This window comes from Paenibacillus sp. J31R30, assembly GCF_059692115.1.
In genome coordinates this window covers 64,716-83,019 of sequence record NZ_JCAUAV010000006.1, presented here as the reverse complement: position 1 = coordinate 83,019, position 18,304 = coordinate 64,716, and the positions used below count along the sequence as shown (strand labels likewise).

Below are 18,304 nucleotides of genomic sequence, written 5' to 3'. Positions count from 1 at the left end.
CAGTCATATTTGGACGCAAAAAAACCTAGCCATACGGGTATGCGAAAAAGAGCACCCGTCGTAGCTAGGAAGTTATGGCTTCCTCTAGAGACCCTCAAGCCAATCCTCGAGGATATACGAACGATTCATTGTTATATGGCTAATTGTTATTGCATTGACTATCATAATACGAACGTTAACTAGTGTCAATGGGTTAATGTTCGTGAAATGGATGGCTGGTTCGCCTTGTGAAGCGACTAGTAGATGCCGAGGACGGGAATGAGCCATTACTGCATTTCCCTTCGCTTCTCGGTTGCACGTCCCAGTACGGCACGAGTAATCTCGACGTATACAAGCGCGCCATGCCGGGGCAGGAACTGAATGTCTTTTATGGCAGCGTGGAAGGAGACTTAATCAACGGAATCGAAGGCGCCTTGAAAAGAAGGGACGGCAAGACGCTTGCTTTTGCTTTTGTTATCATTCAAGCCAATCCATGGCAGGTAACTTATCAGAATTTCGTGAAGGCGAGAGAGATGTATCTCGATAACGACAATGTTGTCTTTAGACGGCCGGATATGTATTCCAGCTTGTTTGGGAAGTAAAGGCTTGCCGATCCGATCTTGTATTGACAGGTAAATGAGTTAAAACTAATATATTTATTATATCAATTATAGTTTGGTGAAAGGGTGTTACATTGATGAGTTCAATTCGTCCTTCTTCAGTGCCTCTAGTCACGATAGATCCTTACTTCAGCGTCTGGTCAGCTTCCGACCGTTTAACCGATGATTTCACCCGCCACTGGACAGGGCAGCGTCATGCCATGACGGGGCTGATTCGGATCGACGGAACGGTGTGGCGTTTTGCCGGACTTGTAGAGCCGAATGCGGAGCGTTATTATTCGGAGCCGCCTGCCATGGAGCAAGCCGGCTTGAACGTTTCGCCGCTGAGCACGGTCTATACGTTCGCAGCGTCAGGCGTGAACTTGACAGTCCGCTTCACGTCGCCGCTGCTGTTGGATGATCTGGATGTGCTGTCGCGGCCGGCATCCTACGTGGCGTTTGAGGCTTCTTCGGCGGACGGGTACAGCCACGACATCAGCATTTACTTCGATGTCACTGGAGAGTGGTGCGTTGATCATCCGGCACAGGCCGTCGTCTGCGGCAGAGCGGATGACAATGGGCTCGTTATGCTGCAGACTTCACACGAGGAGCAGGCTTATATGAACCGGTCCGGGGATGATCACCGCATCGACTGGGGCCATTTCTATCTGAGCGCGAAGCAATCCGGGAATGTGCAGGCTTATCTGAATTCGGCCTCGATCCGCAAGTCCTTCGTCCGGAACGAGGCGTTCGTACAGCGCGAAGCTTCGGCCGGCCCCCAAGTCGTTCGCGACAATCACCCCGTAATGGCGCTAGTGTACGATCTCGGCAGAGTCGGCACCGTCCCTGCAAGCGCACTGGCGGTGCTGGCGTACGACGATGTCTATGCCGTCGAATACTTCGGCGAGAAACTGCAAGCCTATTGGAAGCGGAGCGGGCAAACGGCAGAGCAGATGATCGCAGACGCCTTCGCGGACTACGAAGCGCTGCTGGAGCGGTGCTCCGAATTCGACCGCCAATTGCTTGCGGATGCCTTGAAGTCCGGCGGCAAGAGTTATGCAGACCTAATCGCTTTGTCATACAGACAGTCGATTGCCGCCCACAAGCTGGTTCTGGATACGGAAGGAGAACTGCTCTTTTTGTCCAAGGAATGCTATAGCAACGGCTGTATGGCGACGGTGGACGTCAGTTATCCGTCCGTGCCGTTGTATCTCCTTTACAATCCTTTGCTGGTTGAGGGCATGATCCGGCCGATCGTGAAGTATGCCGAAAGCGAGGCATGGCCGTTCGAGTTTGCACCGCACGACATCGGGCAGTATCCGATCGGCAACGGCCAAGTGTATAGCGACAACGCGGTCGAAGGGCAAATGCCTGTCGAGGAATGCGGCAATATGCTGATCATGGCCGCGGCAACCGCTGTGGCCGGGGGCATGATGGAATATTTGTTGAACCATATTGGGCTCTTCGCGCAATGGGCTGATTACTTGACGGAGCACGGGCTCGATCCCGAGAACCAGTTGTGTACGGACGACTTCGCCGGCCATTTGGCACGTAACGCCAATTTGTCTGTAAAAGCTGTTATGGGCGTAGCAAGCTTCTCCATTCTGAAACAGCTGCAAGGCGATGAAGGAGAGGCGAAGCGGTATCTCAAGCGGGCGCGGGAAATGGCGGTAGAGTGGGCGAAGCTAGCCGATGACGGCGACCATACGAAGCTGGCGTTCGGTCAAGAGGGAACTTGGAGCCTGAAATATAATATGATTTGGGATCAGCTATTTGAAACTGGCTTATTCGCGGAAGAGACGATTCGCAAGGAAGTGGCGTGGTACTTGAAGCAGCGCAATATTTATGGCACACCGCTGGACAGCCGAGCGACGCATACGAAATCAGATTGGCTCGTTTGGTCAGCTGCGCTGGCGGAGCGGTAGAGTGATTTCGAACGGCTGATCGAGCCGATTTGGCGCATGCTGAACGATACGCCGAACCGCGTCCCATTCTCGGACTGGACAGATACACTGACGGCGCGGCAACTGAACTTCCAGCACCGGAGTGTCGTAGGCGGCATCTTCGTGAAGCTGCTAAAGGATAAGGGGATTATGCGAGCGGGGATGGGGAGTGTACCCGATCAGCAAGTGTAGCCTCGCTTATGTGGACCATCATTCAGCTGAATGCGTGCTGGGTACTGACGCCGCCGAACGAATGAGGCTATACCCAAATCACTGACGTCCAACAGGAAGTCAACGGCTTATTGAGTGCAAACCGCGAGCCGAAAGTGTCACGAAGAAAATCCAGGCGATCAATTTGGCTTACTCGAAGCAAAGCAATCATTTACGACCACAAGGAGAGAGAATATGGACTGGTACAGACCGAAGTATCATTTTACGGCGCCGCGTAATTGGATGAACGATCCTAACGGACCTTTTCAGCTTAGGGGAGAGTATCATTTGTTTTACCAATACAATCCTTCTGCGCCAGAATGGGGTGACATCCACTGGGGTCACGCCAAGAGCCTCGATCTGGTGAACTGGACGCACCTGCCGGTCGCGCTCGCTCCTTCGCGGGAGCTCGATGAGCTTCATTGTTATTCGGGGTGCTCGGTCGTTGACGGCGACGAGGTAAGGTTGTTTTATACGAGCATCGGCGAAGGCGTGCGAAACGCGACGACGGGAGCTCAGCAGTGGACGGCCCAAGGAACGGACTTGCTGACGTGGCGTAAGCCGGACATCAATCCCGTGCTGACCTCCGACCTTCACGGGGAGATTCGAATTAAGGAATGGCGGGATCCTTACGTTTGGGAAGAGACGGACGGGTGGCGAATGCTGCTCGGCGGCATATACGACGGCAAAGGCTGCGCTGCGATCTATCGTTCCGATGATTTGGAACAATGGAGCTTCATTGGCGTTTTCCTTGAAGGAGAAGAGTCGATTTGGGAGTGTCCGCATCTATTTCGTTTCGGCGAAGATCAAGCGGTTCTGTTCTATTCGCCGAGCTCGGCGGGGCGTTACGTTTCAGGCACGATTCGCGAGAATAAGCTGATTGACATCCGGAAGCATGGCACCGTCGACTACGGTGGCTTCGAAGGCTATTATGCCTCGACAGGATTCGTCGACGAGAAAGGCCGGCGCGTTCTGCTCGGGTGGATGCCGGAATGCAGGGGGAAGGATTTTCCGCCGAGCTTGGAATGGGCGGGAGCGTTGGCATTGCCCCGTATCGTCGACTTAAAGCCTAACGGCGCGCTCAAGATGACGCCGGTTCCGGAATTGGAGTCGTTGCGGGGCGAGAGCTGGAGCTTTGAGAACGTGCGGGTTGGTGTGTCGCCGATGAATACGGGAATTCGTTCTACATCCTTCGAATGTTCGGTGGAAATCGATAGGTTGGCCGCCGGTGGAGGCGAACTAACCGTGTCCGTATTCGCTTCGCCTAGCGGCAGGGAACATACCGATGTGCGCCTGAGCTTGGCAACGAATGAGATCGTTATCGACCGAGCAAGCTCGAGCCTGTTCCCAGGTGTCCATAAGACTCCGGTAAAAGGGCAGCTTCCGACGTCGGATGGCGCCGAGTCGCTGAAGCTGCGGATTTTCGCTGATCAATCCATTGTCGAAGTATTCGTGGACGATGAAACCTGTCTTTCGGCGAGAGTATATACCGCCTTGGAGGACAGCGACGGCATCGAACTTTGCGCGAGCGGCGACGTGATCGTCTCCAAAGTTGAAGTTTGGGAGATGAAAGCAGCCGAGATCCGAAGCTAGTCTGGTGGAAGAAATCAATGATAGCCCGTCTGAGGAATAAGAGAAGAGATTGGTCCTTAACAAAGAATTCAACATACGCATGCATGTCTCAGGTAGAAGTACTTGCTGCCAGAGGGTATATTTGTATGTCGGATAATAATAAATATAGAGAGATAAATTGAAGTTTTTTTGATGGAGATGTCAAAAGAACAAGCGATAGTTGAGTTCAATCAACGGAGGTTAAAGGTACTTTTACACCTTAGTATCATTTGTACTAACCTAATCAATCTAAATGAGTTAATTTTAGATGACTAATTCATGCAACTTAATAGGTACAGGCACTTCTAGGCTCTCACCCACATACACTAATACTAATCTCAAAGCGGAGGTTTCCGAACAGCTAAGATCCGCACACACTGAAGGGGGTAGCTGGAATGCCTGGATTCTTTAGCGCGATCGCTGTATTAATAAAGCAGCTCACTTTACTTGTTTCCTATGTTAAAAACAATGCGTTTCCACAGCCACTTACCGAGGAAGAAGAAGAAAGGCACTTGCGGCAAATGGCTGAAGGGAATGAGCATTCCAGAAACAAGCTGATTGAACACAATTTGAGACTTGTCGCGCATATAGTAAAAAAGTTCGACAATACAGGGGAAGATTTGGAAGATTTGATCTCTATTGGGACGATCGGCCTGATCAAAGCTATTGAATCCTTCTCGCCGAATAAGGGCACGAAGCTGGCGACATTTGCTGCGCGTTGTATTGAAAATGAGATCCTGATGCATCTGCGCTCCTTGAAGAAAACGCGTAAAGATGTGTCTCTGCATGATCCTATTGGAACGGACAAAGAGGGGAACGAGATTACGTTGATCGACATTCTCGGCAGCGAGGCGGACGATGTGGTGGATGCGGTGCAGCTGAAGATTGAGAAGTCAAAAATTTACAGAAATTTGGAAATATTGGACGACCGTGAGAAAGAAGTCGTAGTCGGAAGGTTCGGGTTGGAGCTTGGTGGGGAAGAGCGGACGCAGCGGGAGATTGCGAAGGAGTTGGGGATTTCGCGTTCGTATGTCTCGCGGATTGAAAAAAGGGCGCTCATGAAGTTGTACCATGAGTTTTATAAGGCGAAGCGGTAAGGTCAACAAGTTGAGGTCGACACGTCGGTGAATCGTATTCTTCATTTATTTGGCTTCAAATAATGGGGGGCGAAGACAATGACAGCCTTAATTCAAATTGAGAATGTGAGCAAATTTTACCATATGGGTGGCGAAACCATACGGGCGTTGGATGACATTTCGTTGGATATCGCGCAGGGCGAATATGTTGCGATTATGGGGCCGTCGGGATCCGGGAAGTCCACGTTGATGAACATTATCGGATGTTTGGATGTGTCGGACGAAGGGCAGTATGTATTGGATGGGAAACAGATTCACGCTATGAAGGATTCGCAGTTAGCTGAGATTCGAAATCGGAAGATCGGGTTTGTTTTTCAGAGTTTTAACCTGCTGCCGAGGTTGAGCGCGTATGAGAATGTGGAGCTTCCGCTGATTTATAGAGGGCTGACGAGGAAGCAGCGGGAGCCGATGGTTATACAAGCGTTGGAAACGGTGGATCTGCTGGATCGAAGAAATCATATGCCTTCGGAGTTATCTGGCGGACAGCAGCAGCGCGTTGCGATTGCTCGCACGTTGGCTGGAGATCCTCCGATTATTTTGGCGGATGAGCCTACTGGTGCGCTGGATTCGAAGACTGGTACGGAGATTATGGATATTTTCAGGCGTTTGTATGAGCAAGGGCGGACGATTATTGTGATTACACATGATCGGCAGGTTGCGGAGCAGGCGAAGCGGATTGTAAGGTTTCGGGATGGGCGGTTGGAGCATTGAGTTCGGAATGAAAAAATATTGGGCATTATGAGCAATATTAGGTAATGGTGAAAGTAGATCTTAATCAATTATTTTGTAGAGCCTCATTAAAACATCAAAATTCGTCCTTACTCTGTAAAACCCGTGCAAAATTGCGCGGGTTTATTTTTTATGTATAAATGTATCAAGTGAAAAAGTCAGGAAAAAACAGGATGAAACTAATAACTGATCAAGGAAAATAAGGATCGTAGTTGATCAAGGAAAATAAAGATCGTTAGTGGTGTTCACTTTTGTGAACATCACTTTTTTAGTATTTGAGGTTCGTTATAAGTTAATGAGTAGACCGGCAAATAAAGAGATAGACTGGCGGCGGGGCATTAAACTAAATGGCAGTTTTGCGGAGCAAATGCTGCTCAATAGATGCAGGCTAATAAATGTCACTACTGTTCAGTAAGATGGCACAGTACAATCAGAAATTGAAGCCCCAGAGGGAGTCAGGTTGTTGAAGGCGAAATTTCTTAATTATGAGAAAAAGAATAAGGCGGCTGTAGCTTTATTCTTTTTGTTCTATATGGTCTAAACCTGGGAATAATAAAAGTTGGGTGAGCGCTCTATGAAAAGAAAAAGATACAGAAGCGGCCAGCGGCATAACAATATGGGACACAGGTGGAGTTGGGTTACTAGAAGCGGTCGACTGGGTCGTGACACTGTGATTCTAATGTTCTTGATGCTATTTGGACTGAGTATTTTCTTTTGGCCGATTTTGATTCTTGTAGTTATTGTGGCATTTATTTGGGCGGTAATTACAGTTCCTATGCCTGAGGATAAATCGTGATTGAGAAAATCAGATAAGTTAAACCTTATATAGTAAAAAATAGCAATGCAGATTAACCTCTGCCTTGCTATTTTTGTGTTGAAGTCCAACGAGAATAAAGATGTAGATTGGGAAAAAAGTATTAGACTCACGCGGTAGCGTTGAACTAACGGGCAGAATAGTTCAACAAGAATGCCAGCATGCCTGCATTGGAAAATATCACAGAACGAGAACCGTTAAGAAGATGGTTCTCGTTCTGTGTTTGTGCAAGCTTATTTTCGCACATTCGTCAAAGGTTGAATATGAAGCTCATATGTAACGTTAAATTTCACGTTCGCCCAGAGAGTAGACCATTCATCCTCGCTCATGGGCTTCGAAAAAGGACCTAGTGTAAGAGTACCAATTTCCAGAGGGTCCACTTCCGACTTTTGCATTTTCTTTAGAAGCTCTGTTGTTTGTTTTTCGAAAAGCGATTTTATCTGTTGATGAATAACCGCTAATTGATCAAGGTTGTCTATATCTCCCTTTCCACGGTACTCTTCAATTCGACCTTTGAGCTCGATGTTGAGAGATAATGTTGAGTAGTCAAGATTTAATTTCATCTTTGTCTCGGAAGTGACATTCCCCATCGTTATTGATAACTCTGGGATGGTAAGGACTTTAAGGTGATGATTATGATCAATCAGTTGGAATATTTGTTCATTTCTCTTATTGATGTTCGTTTGCAGTTTATCGTTTTTGAAGAAGGCAGTTCCTTCGTAGATAAAATGTTCTTTATCGACCTTGAAAATAGGTGCGACTGGATCGGAGTATGGTGAATAGTACCTTTTCATAAATTGATGTAGATTTACAATAGTCATATCTCCTTGTTTCTTACTTTCATAGTGTTTAAGCAAACGATAAAGCAAATAGCCGGGAATGTCTTGTGTTTTTATTTGATTTTTAATGAAATCATCAAAGCTCCCATTGACGATGACGATATAAAGGCGTTGAGAAATATCAGGGTCCGTAAATAAAGTGTTCATAAGTGATGTAATGCCTTTTTTCGCCAGTTCTTGTTCAATAAATACCATACGAAGTTGTCCTGATTTTACTTCCCGATAATAGCTTAAATTAAAATCCTTTCCTCCCTCCTTCAATAGATCGACTTCTTGGGTAAGCATTTTTTTTGGTTCAGAATATATGGGTGGTACCAGTGTGCTTATTCTTAGCTTCCCTTCTGCACCCTCAGTAATCGACCACCAAATCACAGGGGAGATTTCTTCGATCTGATTGTTATCTACAAATGGGGAGCATCCAATCATCCATAGCATACTGCTCATTATGACGAGGAACATCGTATGATTAAACAGCCTCAATGCTAGATAAGCCCCTTTCGTTTGCAAGCAATCAGAAGGAAGGTTGGGATGAACAAGTAGGTAAATGCCCGTAACCAAATCTGTAGGTTCATCAAAGGGTTCTGTTCAGTTTCACCAAACCACTTGTCTAGAATAATCGTACTTATTAAAATCATGATCCAACAGGTTATAAAACCAATTCGATTACTCTGTTCGTTTAATCTTCCTGAAACTATTCGAATAGCCCCGTAGAACCATAAGAAATAAAGGGAAATGGCCCACACATAATAAAACATCTGCAGGCAAATTAAAATGATATCAATTCGCTCAAAAACAGGAGTTTGCAGATAACGAATAAGGTCCGTTACCGGAAATCTGCTTTTGTTCAAGTATTGGGAACTAAAAAATAATAAGGAAACAACAAACATAATCAAATACTCAAAGACAGACGCGGTATTAGCAAATGTCAAATATTTCAACATCTTTTCTTTTTGGTTTAACCACGGCCCAATAAAGACCAAGTACTCCGGTCCCGAGAACGCTTGCCAAATGAATAAAAGATTCTTCCAGGAGACTGTCGACCAGTCTGCGGGGATCAAGGGATATAAATCGTGAAGTGACGCCATCGATGGGAAGAAGAAAGGAATAAAACATAAAATCATCCAAGCGGAACCAAAAAAGGCAATAACGACAAAGCGTATCGCATTCGTCATTCCTCGAGAGGCCGCGTACAAACAAATCCCAAAGAGAAATAAAATCAACCACAAAGGATTCATGGAAGGGAAGATGATACTATTAATCACTTCCACAGTCCCCAGTGTACTTACATATATTTTAGCAAAAATGAAAAACAGACCAATGAAGGCCAAAACACGAACCATCCGCTTTCCAAATAGTTGAACGAATCCTTGATATCCTTTGGTGGAAATGTCTGATGAAAACCATTTTGCAATCAAGATCATATTCAATTGTGATAAAATCCCCACGGCAATTAATGCCCAAATCATATAGGGATAAACCAATTTGGAAGGAGTGACTAAGACGAAATATAGCATTTGACTTCGGTTGACCATGAAAAAGACATAGATCCCGCCAAACGTGGCCGTTCTCTCATATAAGGAAGATGCCTTCACATTATTTTCTCCTTTGACTGGTTCGCCATTTCTGTAGGGTATGTAAATATTCAGGACGTTCCTTCATCCAATGGAAAGGACCCCGAATGAAAAGATCTAACCAATCCCTCCAGTAAAGAGGAGCTAAGGGGGCAAAATAAGGTTGTTTCAAAGATGTGATACTATTCAAATGGACAAGAATAACAATTATCCCGAATACTATCCCTAACACTCCGATATAGTTGGCAAGGAAAAGGAAAGCGAATTGAAGCAGTGTGTTTGATTTGGTCACGAGATAATTAGGGACTAGAAACGAAGCAATAGCCGTAACACCTACTAAAACAATTAATATTTTGCTTGCAAAACCAGCTTCAACGGAAGCTTGTCCTACGACAATGCCACCGATCACGCCTAGTACTTGACCCGACTTTGTGGGCATCCTAAGACTTGCTTCTTTGATGATCTCCAGGGTAAGCAGCATTAAAAATGCTTCCCAAAATGGCGTAAACGGCAATTTGGTTCTAGATTCTAATAATACAAAAAGAATTTGCATCGGGAGCATCTGATAATGATGCGTGGCTAACGCAACATAGATCGGGACTAATATTAACGAAAGTACATAGCTTACATATCGCAGCAGCCGCAAAAAACTGGCAACCAGCCAGCGATTAATGTAATCCTCTGGAGATTGAAATAGATGAAAAAATGTGATGGGAGCCGTTAACGCAAATGGTGTATTGGCTACTAAAAAAGTAATTTTTCCCATCGATAAAGAGAAAGCGCATAGATCCGGGCGGTCGCTTTGTTGAAATTGCGGGAATATACTATGATAATGATCTTCCATGAATGCCGCAACATGGGACGAATCCATAAAAACATCAAAATCAATGGTAGATAGTTTACTTCTTGCAATGGAAATAAATTCGGGATTTGTCACCCCTTCCATATACATCATGACAACCTCTGTTTTACTTACAGAACCGACAGAAAACCTTTCTGATTTTAAAGATGTCGATGGAAGCCGTCTGCGAATCATTGTCACATTTTGATCGATTTGCTCACTGAAGCTGTCCTTGGGTCCAAACATAATGGTTTCGGTTTCCGATGTTTCGATGGCGCGAGTCAATGGATTTGGAAGAAGTGCTGCCCACCACTGATTCTTCATAGGTTCATAGAGAAGGATGGATCCCGTTAATAGTTTCTGCTGACCTTCCTCCATCGTGACAATTCTGGATACCTTAGCTGTGGCTATGCATTCATTTATTTCTTCAAGATCACAGTGGAGCAGCGGTTCGATAACGGATTCATTTAAGCGTTCTTGGTCAATTAATGTTCTTATGTAGAGAAACATCACCATTTGATCATTATTGGTCCTGCGTTCGATGATTTCTGCATCGTCCATGTTGGCCAAAATTTGTCTAAATGAATCTATCGTTAGGACGGTATTCTGAGGTTCAGGTTTCTCAAAATGGTGTCCAATCTTAAGCTTCTTCCAAAACATAAACACCATCCTTACAAAGTGGGTAGTAAAAATTGAAAATATTGGTTATGCCTTTATAATTTATCCATGACTGGATCATTTATACCCTTAGGGTTCATATGTATGAGAACTGTTTCATGAGGTGCATGCGGATACATCAGTATTAAGTCTACAGGGTTTAACAAGTCATAGGATAAACTTTCTAAAAATATACACGAAAAAGCAGAGCTGCTTGTAGGGATTAACAACTTATATAAAAAACTATGCTTGAAGCTAAAGGGTTTTCTTGGATGGTTAGAGAAAGATAGGGCAACCAGAGGTAATAGAAGTGTTGGGATTATTTGAAAATGCCGAGTAGTTAAACTAACGGCGAACGATAGGGCAATAACAAGGGGGGAACTCGCCAAGCGGCAGTTGCTCCCTTGTTGCGTTAAAGTAACGGGAAGATAATTTAGCAATAATTAATCTTTATCAACTACGTCAGTAATAAGATATGTTAAAATAGTCATGGAAATAAATACCGTTTTTATGAGATTAAGACGTTGAGTGAAAACAATATCTTTATTATAAAATGTAAGGATGTCTACCTTAGAGAGTACATACTTGATGATCTTGATCAATTTCATTCTTTAATATGGCAACCTGAAATATATAAATACTTGCCTGGTTGGAACGTATCTAAAGAACGACGGTAAGATTGGTTAATGAATTATGAAATACCGGGAAACAAGCAATTTCTAAATACTGTATCTAATGGTGGAGAGATAAGTGAACATCGTCTTTGATTGGGAATCATATTGAAAGCATCGGGAGATTTTATCGGATGGTGTTGTACAGGAATTAAAGAGGGATTGCCGACTCCAAACCGAAAAATATGTTTGCAATCTCAAAAAATCATAGAGGCAATGGTTATACAACGCAAGCTACAGAAGGGTTAGCCAAGTATTTATTTGAGAATACGGACGTTGAAATGCTCAATGCAATTGCTCTTTTACGAAACGTACCGTCAAATAGAGTGATACAAAAATGCGGGTTTATTTTTCAAGGCGTTATTGATCTAGATAAAGAGAGATATAATTGTTACAAGCTTAGTAAAAGTGACTGGGAAGCTAAGGTTTAGTTCGTTTAAGTAACGAAGAACGATTGTTAAACATAACAGGGAGCAGAACCGAGCGGTGCTGCTCTCTGTCTTATTGAAGCATAGCTAAAGTGTTATTAAGAATAAGAGGAGAATTGTAGTTATCATCAATGGGATAATGCCAATATCTGCGCGCGATAAAGGTGTTACTCTAAAGGCCTATCCTCGAATGTCCTTTGCTTTCAAAACAATATCGTTTAACTAGAAAGAAAATAAGAAGATATTAAAACATAGGGTTGTCCCGTAAATCAAAAATAACGATTTATGGGACAACCCTAATCTTTGTTTAGACATTAATATAAGAGATAACCATTTCATTGCTCATGCACCATGGTTGCTTTTTTAACACAATACGCCTCGAAGAGCTGCCGCAAATTTCGAAATTCCGGACCCGATTTCATTAGCCCTAGCCCTTGCAAAAGTGAATCGCACATAACCGGAGTCCGAACCATAAACGCTGCCAGGTACAAAGATAACTCCCCTTCGAATGGATTCTTCCAACAGCTTGTTATCATTTACCTCTGGTATAATCTTGCACCACAGGTGCAAGCCTCCTTGTGGAATCGTAAAGCGGACTAGGTCGGGTAGTTCATGTTGAAGAGCTTCAATCAACAAATCCCGTTTATAGAGCAGATGCGTGCGCAAACGGCCCAAATGAGGCTGGAAATAGTGGGACTTTAAAAACTGTGCAGCAACTCTCTGCGGAACAACGCTAAGTCCGAAATCCATCTGTTGTCTTGCATCGGCAAGCCGCTCGACAACGGAATGGGGAGCGACCATCCATCCAATTCGCAACCCAGATGCTGCGATTTTAGAGAAAGAGCCTATGTAGAGGACCGAGCCGATAGGATCAATTGACTTGAGTGGCTGTGGCGGTGACCCATCGTAAGCAGTAAGGCTAAAGGGATCATCCTCTACAATCGGGAGCCCCAACTCGCTAGCAACATCAAGTAGTTCAATACGACGATCAGCATCGAGTACAGCACCTGTGGGGTTCTGGAAATTTGGATTAATAAATATCATCTTGATGCGGTGTTTTTTATACAGTGAGCGAATATCTTCGGGCCGGACTCCTTTATCATCTACGGGAAGACGGAACAACCGAAGTCCGGCCGATTGAAACATGGGCAATGAGTAGCAATAAGAAGGATCTTCAATCGCAACCGCATCTCCGGGGGTTAACAAACACTGGGTAATTAAAAATAAGGATTGCTGAGAGCCAGATGTAATGAGTATCGAGGATTCTGTGGTTTGGATGTCCCGATATTGACTAAGATATGCGACAAGCGCTTCCCTGAGCGGGACAAATCCTTGTGGATTGTCATATCCTAAATATTCTGTATAGTGATTTTCGCCCATAAGAATATTTATCTCCTCCACAGGGGAGAGATCAGATGCCAGCTCGCCGCTTGCAAAATCAATCATAGATTTGTCTTGTTGGAGAACTTCCCGGATACGTCGCAAAAAAGGCAAATTAGGCAAGAAACTCCCGCCTTCAACATACCGATGCCAGTTCGGTGTATGTGTCGGTGTAACTCCCCATTTATATTTAATTACTCTCGTTCCGCTTCCCGTATGGCTTTCGATGATTCCGAGCGCGCGTAATTCAGCATAAGCAAGGATGACGGTGCTTCGATTTACTCCCAATTGTTCGGCTAATTTTCGTTCGGAAGGCAGCAAGCTGCCAGGGGGAAACTCGCCGTATGAAATTCTTCGTTCAAGATCATCAGCAATTTGTTGATAAAGAGATTTGCCGTTAGAACGATCAGGTTTCCACATGTCATCACCTTCTATCTAGAGTTGCAAGATGGATAGATATTTATCACAGATTTATTTCCATCATAACATTTGGTTCGAAATAAAGAGCCTCTCTCTTTATCAATAAAATGACGAAATAAAATCAATCTGTTGAACATGGATGGTGGTTCTGGATTTGAATTGGATGGTACCTTGTTATTATACTTCCCAAAATTTGCATTTTTACTAATGTGCGGATATGAAATGAGCTTCTATATGAATAAATTACGGTTTGATGACTCCGGTATTAATTTCGTCATCTAAATAATAATGGAAGTTTATGTATGTAATGGCCCCTAATTTCATTCGGATAGCGGGACAACCCATTGGGTTGCCTATGTTTTTGGAAATAATCGCTTTTTTCTTTGAGGCGATTTTTCTAGGTATTTACATGTATACGTGGGACCGATTTAAACCGAAGATTCATTTTCTAAAACTATGGCTACTGCATTAATTATTGCTTTTTTGGCTGGTTTATTACTTCTTATACCATCGCTCTTTTTGTTAATGTAGCTGTTTCTATTTAATGTCAGATATGTGCAGGGACAGATGCATCGGAAAGGAGACTAGAAGATGGAATTTCTTCTTATTATGGTATTACCTCCAATTCTTGTTGTAGCTTCTTTGACTGTTGTTTTTGTTTGGGGGGGCGGTGGGGAAAGAACAATAGAGAATGAAGAAATTGCGAGAATCACAGCAAATCATTAAAACTATATCGTTGGGCCTCCAATTCAAAATGATTGATAACAAACCCAATGCCTACGCGGCATTGGGTTTGTTGCATTGCTCTGATGCTTACTTTTCCACTATTCCGGTTCCAACGTAATTGCACACAACGAAGGTGTTAATTCGAAAAGAAGGTTACTGATCTGTTACTTATTTTACATTTCCATGTATTTGTCCATTTTCTGAAAGATAAAAGGATGACTATGCACTTGGATGGGGTAATTTGGACTTAATTGGGTGGTCACATACCAGTCATAGACCATTATGATAAATACAATTAGTTATGATAGGCGGAGAAATGCCTTACATAAAATTATGAGGCAAGTATGGAATTTTTCGGTTTATTGAAGGGGGATTCTTAAAAAGATGGATAAATTAACCGGAAAGAAAATTGTTATTGCTGGTTCTAGAAAAATAAATGAAATGAGTTTACTAATTGAGAAGCAAGGCGGAATCCCCGTTATTCGACCATTACAAGGTCTCCTGTTTTTTGACGAACAGATTGTGCAAAAAGAACTTTTGTTTTGTGCCAACAATGAGGTGGATTGGTTTATTTTCACAACAGGAACTGGAACAGATTCACTGCTGTCCGCAGCAGAACAGCTTCAAATTCGTTCAGCATTGATTAATAAAATAAAAGAAGCAAAAGTAGCTGTACGAGGGTATAAGACATATTCTTTGCTTAAGAATTTAGGTGTAAAACCTACAGTCGTTGATGAGGATGGAACGACACAAAGTTTAATTAACCGATTAACATCTTTCGATTTCTCCGGCCTAACAGTGGCCGTTCAGTTGTTTGGTGAACCTCAGCCTTTATTAATTCAGTTCTTAGAGGACAAGGGGGCAAATGTCATTCAAATCTTACCCTATCGTCATATAGAGCCCGAGACCTTTATATTGGAAACGTTATGTTCTGAAATTACAATGAATTCGATTGACGCTGTTTGCTTCACTACTGCGGTACAAGTGAAATATTTTTTTGATTACGTAAAACATCTTGGGCTTTTGGATATAATTTTGAAAAAATTTTCTACTCATGTAAAAGCTGTAGCAGTCGGTAAAGTAACCCACGATGCTTTGAGAGATGAATGTCTGTCTTGTGTAATTGTTCCTCGAAGCGAGAGGATGGGAGCAATGATTATTGAATTAGTGAAGTACTATGAAAGAGAAAAAAATTATTTTTAGAAAATAGGGTGCCCGATGAAGCAATTAAATATGACAATTTGGTTTTGGGCACGTATACTACTTGCCATCGCTCTTATGATAGCTTTTTTTTCAAGGTATCAAGAGCCAAAAGCAGATAGTAAATTTGAACGATTACAATGGGTGGGCTTAGCAGAATATTGGTTGGACACGCAAGGAGGTATAAGTACTAATCAAATGAATGGAGTAATTTCAGAGCTTATTTTAAACCATCTAAATCCTAGTGCTCGATTACAATTAAGTCTACGACTAAAGCCAATCATCAACAATGATAGCTCTGAAGTAAATCCTATTGGAAGTGGTGTATTGATTCATGGGAATGAAAGAATATCTATTCTAGTTAATTCCACCTCGATATTAACTAAAACCAAATTATCAGATGGCTCTGTTTATTTGTACGGATCAATAAATGCAATTTTAAATACAAAATCCAGACAAACAAATGTATCTCTTCACATAGCTGGATTACTGGGTTCGAATGAGTTTGAAGTTAGGTATCCATACGCAGACAAAGAAGGATTCATAGTGTTTGGTAAAGGAATTCATACCCATCTTGATGAGATTTCAAAGATAAACAACTATTAGGGGATGAGAGGCTTGGATCAAATTAAGTGTGAAATTGGACTGTAAAAAAAACAGTAGATTGGATGGGGAAAGTGTTCCTATTCAATTATATAATACTAATGAAAGAAGTTACGTTAGTAGTTTTAATGGCCGAATGAACGAACATTGAAGGGAGATAATAATAATGAATAATTCACATAGAAACAACTACGAGCAAACGATGGATGGTCTTCTCCAATTAACAGTAATATTCTTCTTGTCAATCTTCTCGGGGTTCTTTTACTTTTTGATTAATCACTTTTTATGAAGTAATGGTATAAAGAGGAGGTTTTGGTTCAAAGGTTGACAATATAAATAACTTTGAAAACATCGCCACAAAAAGGAGGCCTCTGAATGAATATGAATAGCTATTATCTGATATTTTCGATCATTTTATTGATTGGTTTAATTTCTACTATTATGATTGGTTTTTCGCGCAAAAACCTTGAAGGGGATCAAACATATTTCCAAAAAACAGGGGTTAAATGGGTGAGACTTACGGCTTTCTATGTTATTGCAATTACTGCTGGTTTGTTAGCCTTGTTAGCATTCATAATTTCTTCAATAAAATAAAAAAGAACAACGTCTATCGTAAGCAATTGCGAAGACGTTGTTTTTTATTCGATATGATGCTTGGATGGCCGTTTGTATTCTAATATTATGAACTTATTATTTGTCGATTGGAGGTAATATTTCTTTGTGAATATTCAAAATTTCATGGCCGGAATCATGTCAGCTTTGCTAGCTTGCAGCGGTGGTGCCCTATTAGTTATCCAAACTGCAGAAAGTACTGGGTTTAATCGAAGTGAGATTGTTACATGGATGTTTGCTGTTTATTTTTTAGGTGGACTACTTAACCTCATAATGACGCTCAAGTATAAGATTCCGTTTGGAGGAGCACATTCTATCACTGCAATCGCTTTCTTGACTTCAACAGCCGCTCAGTTCACGATTCATGAATTAGCTGGCGCTTATATCATGTCGGGCCTGGTAATAGCTTTACTTGGTTTCTCTGGTTTATTGGATAAGGTTCTCTACTATATACCAAGGCCGTTTATTGATGCACTACTTGCCGGACTAATCCTAAACTATGTTGTGAAAATAGTACCAGCAGTAAAGGAAATGCCAATTGCCGGATTGCTAGCTATTTTCGGATTCTTTATTACGCCCTTCTTATCAAGAAAAATTCCTCCATTTATAGGCGTTCTTTTTTTGGGTTTAGCAGGTTTACTCTTCAGTTACCACTTTCCAATTATGCAGTATACAGGTTTTATTTTGCCTCATCCCGTGATACCTTCATTTACTATGGATGCTTTACTATCTATATCCATTCCTATTTCGATATTAATTGTGAGTAATGATATTGTTGTAGCTTTAACTTCGGTGAAAAGGAATGGGTTTGATCCTCCAGTGAATAAGTCGCTTATTATTTCAGGAATATTTTCTTCAGTTGCCGGAGTATTTTCTGGCCATGCCGCCAATATAGGTGGAATGATGAGTGCACTTTGTAGTGGAGAGGATTCGGGCCCTAAAGATCACCGTTATTTAGCGGCAATCGTTTCAGGGATACTGGTTACGTTATTTGGAGTATTTTCTTGGAAAATTATTGATATCATCGAGTTGCTTCCTACTTCATTCGTCACATTAATTACGGGATTTTCTCTAATCGGAGTACTGTTGAATAGTGTTCAATCCGCATTTTCCGATATAAATTACAGATACTCTACGATGTTTACGTTTATTTTGGCCATCTCAAATATTTCTTTCTTAGGTATTTCGTCTCCTGTTTGGGCATTGTTAGTAGGTATTGTTACTGCGAAGATTTTTAGAGAAAATACAATGGTGGAAGTATTGTCAAAAGAAGATTTGAAATCCTGAGCGCCTATTCATTCGAGTAACGGGCAATATGCGTAACAAAGATATCAG

At 42.6% G+C, this 18,304-nt stretch carries 14 protein-coding genes, 3 pseudogenes and 1 riboswitch; of the genes and pseudogenes, 13 read left to right on the top strand and 4 right to left on the bottom strand.

What is annotated here, in order from left to right:
- Positions 1-41 precede the first annotated feature (41 nt).
- Positions 42-140, bottom strand: a riboswitch (purine riboswitch).
- Between the two features lie 87 nt (positions 141-227).
- The 6 genes and pseudogenes from AC58QO_RS20815 (at position 228) to AC58QO_RS20790 (ending at position 7,003) form a co-directional block, all read left to right on the top strand.
- Complete coding sequence (locus AC58QO_RS20815; RefSeq protein WP_497268844.1) at positions 228-581, top strand: hypothetical protein; 354 nt, start codon at positions 228-230, stop codon at positions 579-581.
- Between the two features lie 95 nt (positions 582-676).
- Positions 677-2,713: pseudogene (locus AC58QO_RS20810) on the top strand (glutaminase family protein).
- Between the two features lie 213 nt (positions 2,714-2,926).
- Positions 2,927-4,324 carry a glycoside hydrolase family 32 protein gene (locus AC58QO_RS20805; protein ID WP_497268842.1) on the top strand — a complete coding sequence of 466 codons (1,398 nt, stop codon included), beginning with the start codon at positions 2,927-2,929 and terminating at the stop codon, positions 4,322-4,324.
- A gap of 413 nt (positions 4,325-4,737) precedes the next feature.
- Entirely contained in the window at positions 4,738-5,439 is a 702-nt protein-coding gene (sigK, locus tag AC58QO_RS20800; RefSeq protein WP_477589383.1) for an RNA polymerase sporulation sigma factor SigK, read from the top strand.
- Positions 5,440-5,517: 78 nt separating this feature from the next.
- Positions 5,518-6,189, top strand: a complete 672-nt coding sequence (locus tag AC58QO_RS20795) for an ABC transporter ATP-binding protein (RefSeq protein ID WP_497268840.1) — start codon at positions 5,518-5,520, stop codon at positions 6,187-6,189.
- A 592-nt stretch (positions 6,190-6,781) separates the two neighbouring features.
- Positions 6,782-7,003, top strand: a complete 222-nt coding sequence (locus AC58QO_RS20790; protein ID WP_497268838.1) for a hypothetical protein — start codon at positions 6,782-6,784, stop codon at positions 7,001-7,003.
- 251 nt (positions 7,004-7,254) lie between these two features.
- Here AC58QO_RS20790 and AC58QO_RS20785 read toward each other — a convergent pair whose 3' ends face one another.
- The 3 genes from AC58QO_RS20785 to AC58QO_RS20775 are packed head-to-tail and all read right to left on the bottom strand — an operon-like array spanning position 7,255 to position 10,932.
- On the bottom strand, positions 7,255-8,319 hold the full coding sequence (locus tag AC58QO_RS20785; RefSeq protein ID WP_497269184.1) for a Ger(x)C family spore germination protein: 1,065 nt from the start codon (positions 8,317-8,319) through the stop codon (positions 7,255-7,257).
- Between the two features lie 23 nt (positions 8,320-8,342).
- Positions 8,343-9,452 carry a GerAB/ArcD/ProY family transporter gene (locus AC58QO_RS20780; RefSeq protein ID WP_497268836.1) on the bottom strand — a complete coding sequence of 370 codons (1,110 nt, stop codon included), beginning with the start codon at positions 9,450-9,452 and terminating at the stop codon, positions 8,343-8,345.
- 1 nt (position 9,453) lies between these two features.
- A complete protein-coding gene (locus tag AC58QO_RS20775; RefSeq protein WP_497268834.1) occupies positions 9,454-10,932 on the bottom strand; it encodes a spore germination protein in 1,479 nt (492 codons plus the stop codon).
- 521 nt (positions 10,933-11,453) lie between these two features.
- On the opposite strand from AC58QO_RS20775, the pseudogene AC58QO_RS20770 reads away from it, so the two are divergent.
- Positions 11,454-12,031: pseudogene (locus AC58QO_RS20770) on the top strand (GNAT family N-acetyltransferase).
- Positions 12,032-12,391: 360 nt separating this feature from the next.
- On the opposite strand, the gene pdxR reads toward AC58QO_RS20770, so the two are convergent.
- Positions 12,392-13,828 carry a MocR-like pyridoxine biosynthesis transcription factor PdxR gene (gene pdxR, locus AC58QO_RS20765; RefSeq protein ID WP_497268832.1) on the bottom strand — a complete coding sequence of 479 codons (1,437 nt, stop codon included), beginning with the start codon at positions 13,826-13,828 and terminating at the stop codon, positions 12,392-12,394.
- Between the two features lie 313 nt (positions 13,829-14,141).
- On the opposite strand from pdxR, the pseudogene AC58QO_RS20760 reads away from it, so the two are divergent.
- From AC58QO_RS20760 to AC58QO_RS20735, 6 genes and pseudogenes are all read left to right on the top strand, one after another.
- Positions 14,142-14,285 (top strand): annotated as a pseudogene (locus tag AC58QO_RS20760) (cytochrome ubiquinol oxidase subunit I); the annotation flags it as partial.
- 134 nt (positions 14,286-14,419) lie between these two features.
- A complete protein-coding gene (gene cydS / locus AC58QO_RS20755; RefSeq protein ID WP_497268830.1) occupies positions 14,420-14,554 on the top strand; it encodes a cytochrome bd oxidase small subunit CydS family protein in 135 nt (44 codons plus the stop codon).
- Positions 14,555-14,938: 384 nt separating this feature from the next.
- Positions 14,939-15,757 (top strand): uroporphyrinogen-III synthase, encoded by an 819-nt coding sequence (locus tag AC58QO_RS20750; protein ID WP_497268828.1) that lies wholly within the window; start codon positions 14,939-14,941, stop codon positions 15,755-15,757.
- A gap of 15 nt (positions 15,758-15,772) precedes the next feature.
- Positions 15,773-16,360 carry a hypothetical protein gene (locus AC58QO_RS20745; protein WP_497268827.1) on the top strand — a complete coding sequence of 196 codons (588 nt, stop codon included), beginning with the start codon at positions 15,773-15,775 and terminating at the stop codon, positions 16,358-16,360.
- A 372-nt stretch (positions 16,361-16,732) separates the two neighbouring features.
- Entirely contained in the window at positions 16,733-16,951 is a 219-nt protein-coding gene (locus tag AC58QO_RS20740; RefSeq protein ID WP_497268825.1) for a hypothetical protein, read from the top strand.
- Between the two features lie 126 nt (positions 16,952-17,077).
- Positions 17,078-18,256 (top strand): benzoate/H(+) symporter BenE family transporter, encoded by a 1,179-nt coding sequence (locus AC58QO_RS20735; protein ID WP_497268823.1) that lies wholly within the window; start codon positions 17,078-17,080, stop codon positions 18,254-18,256.
- Positions 18,257-18,304: the final 48 nt, after the last annotated feature.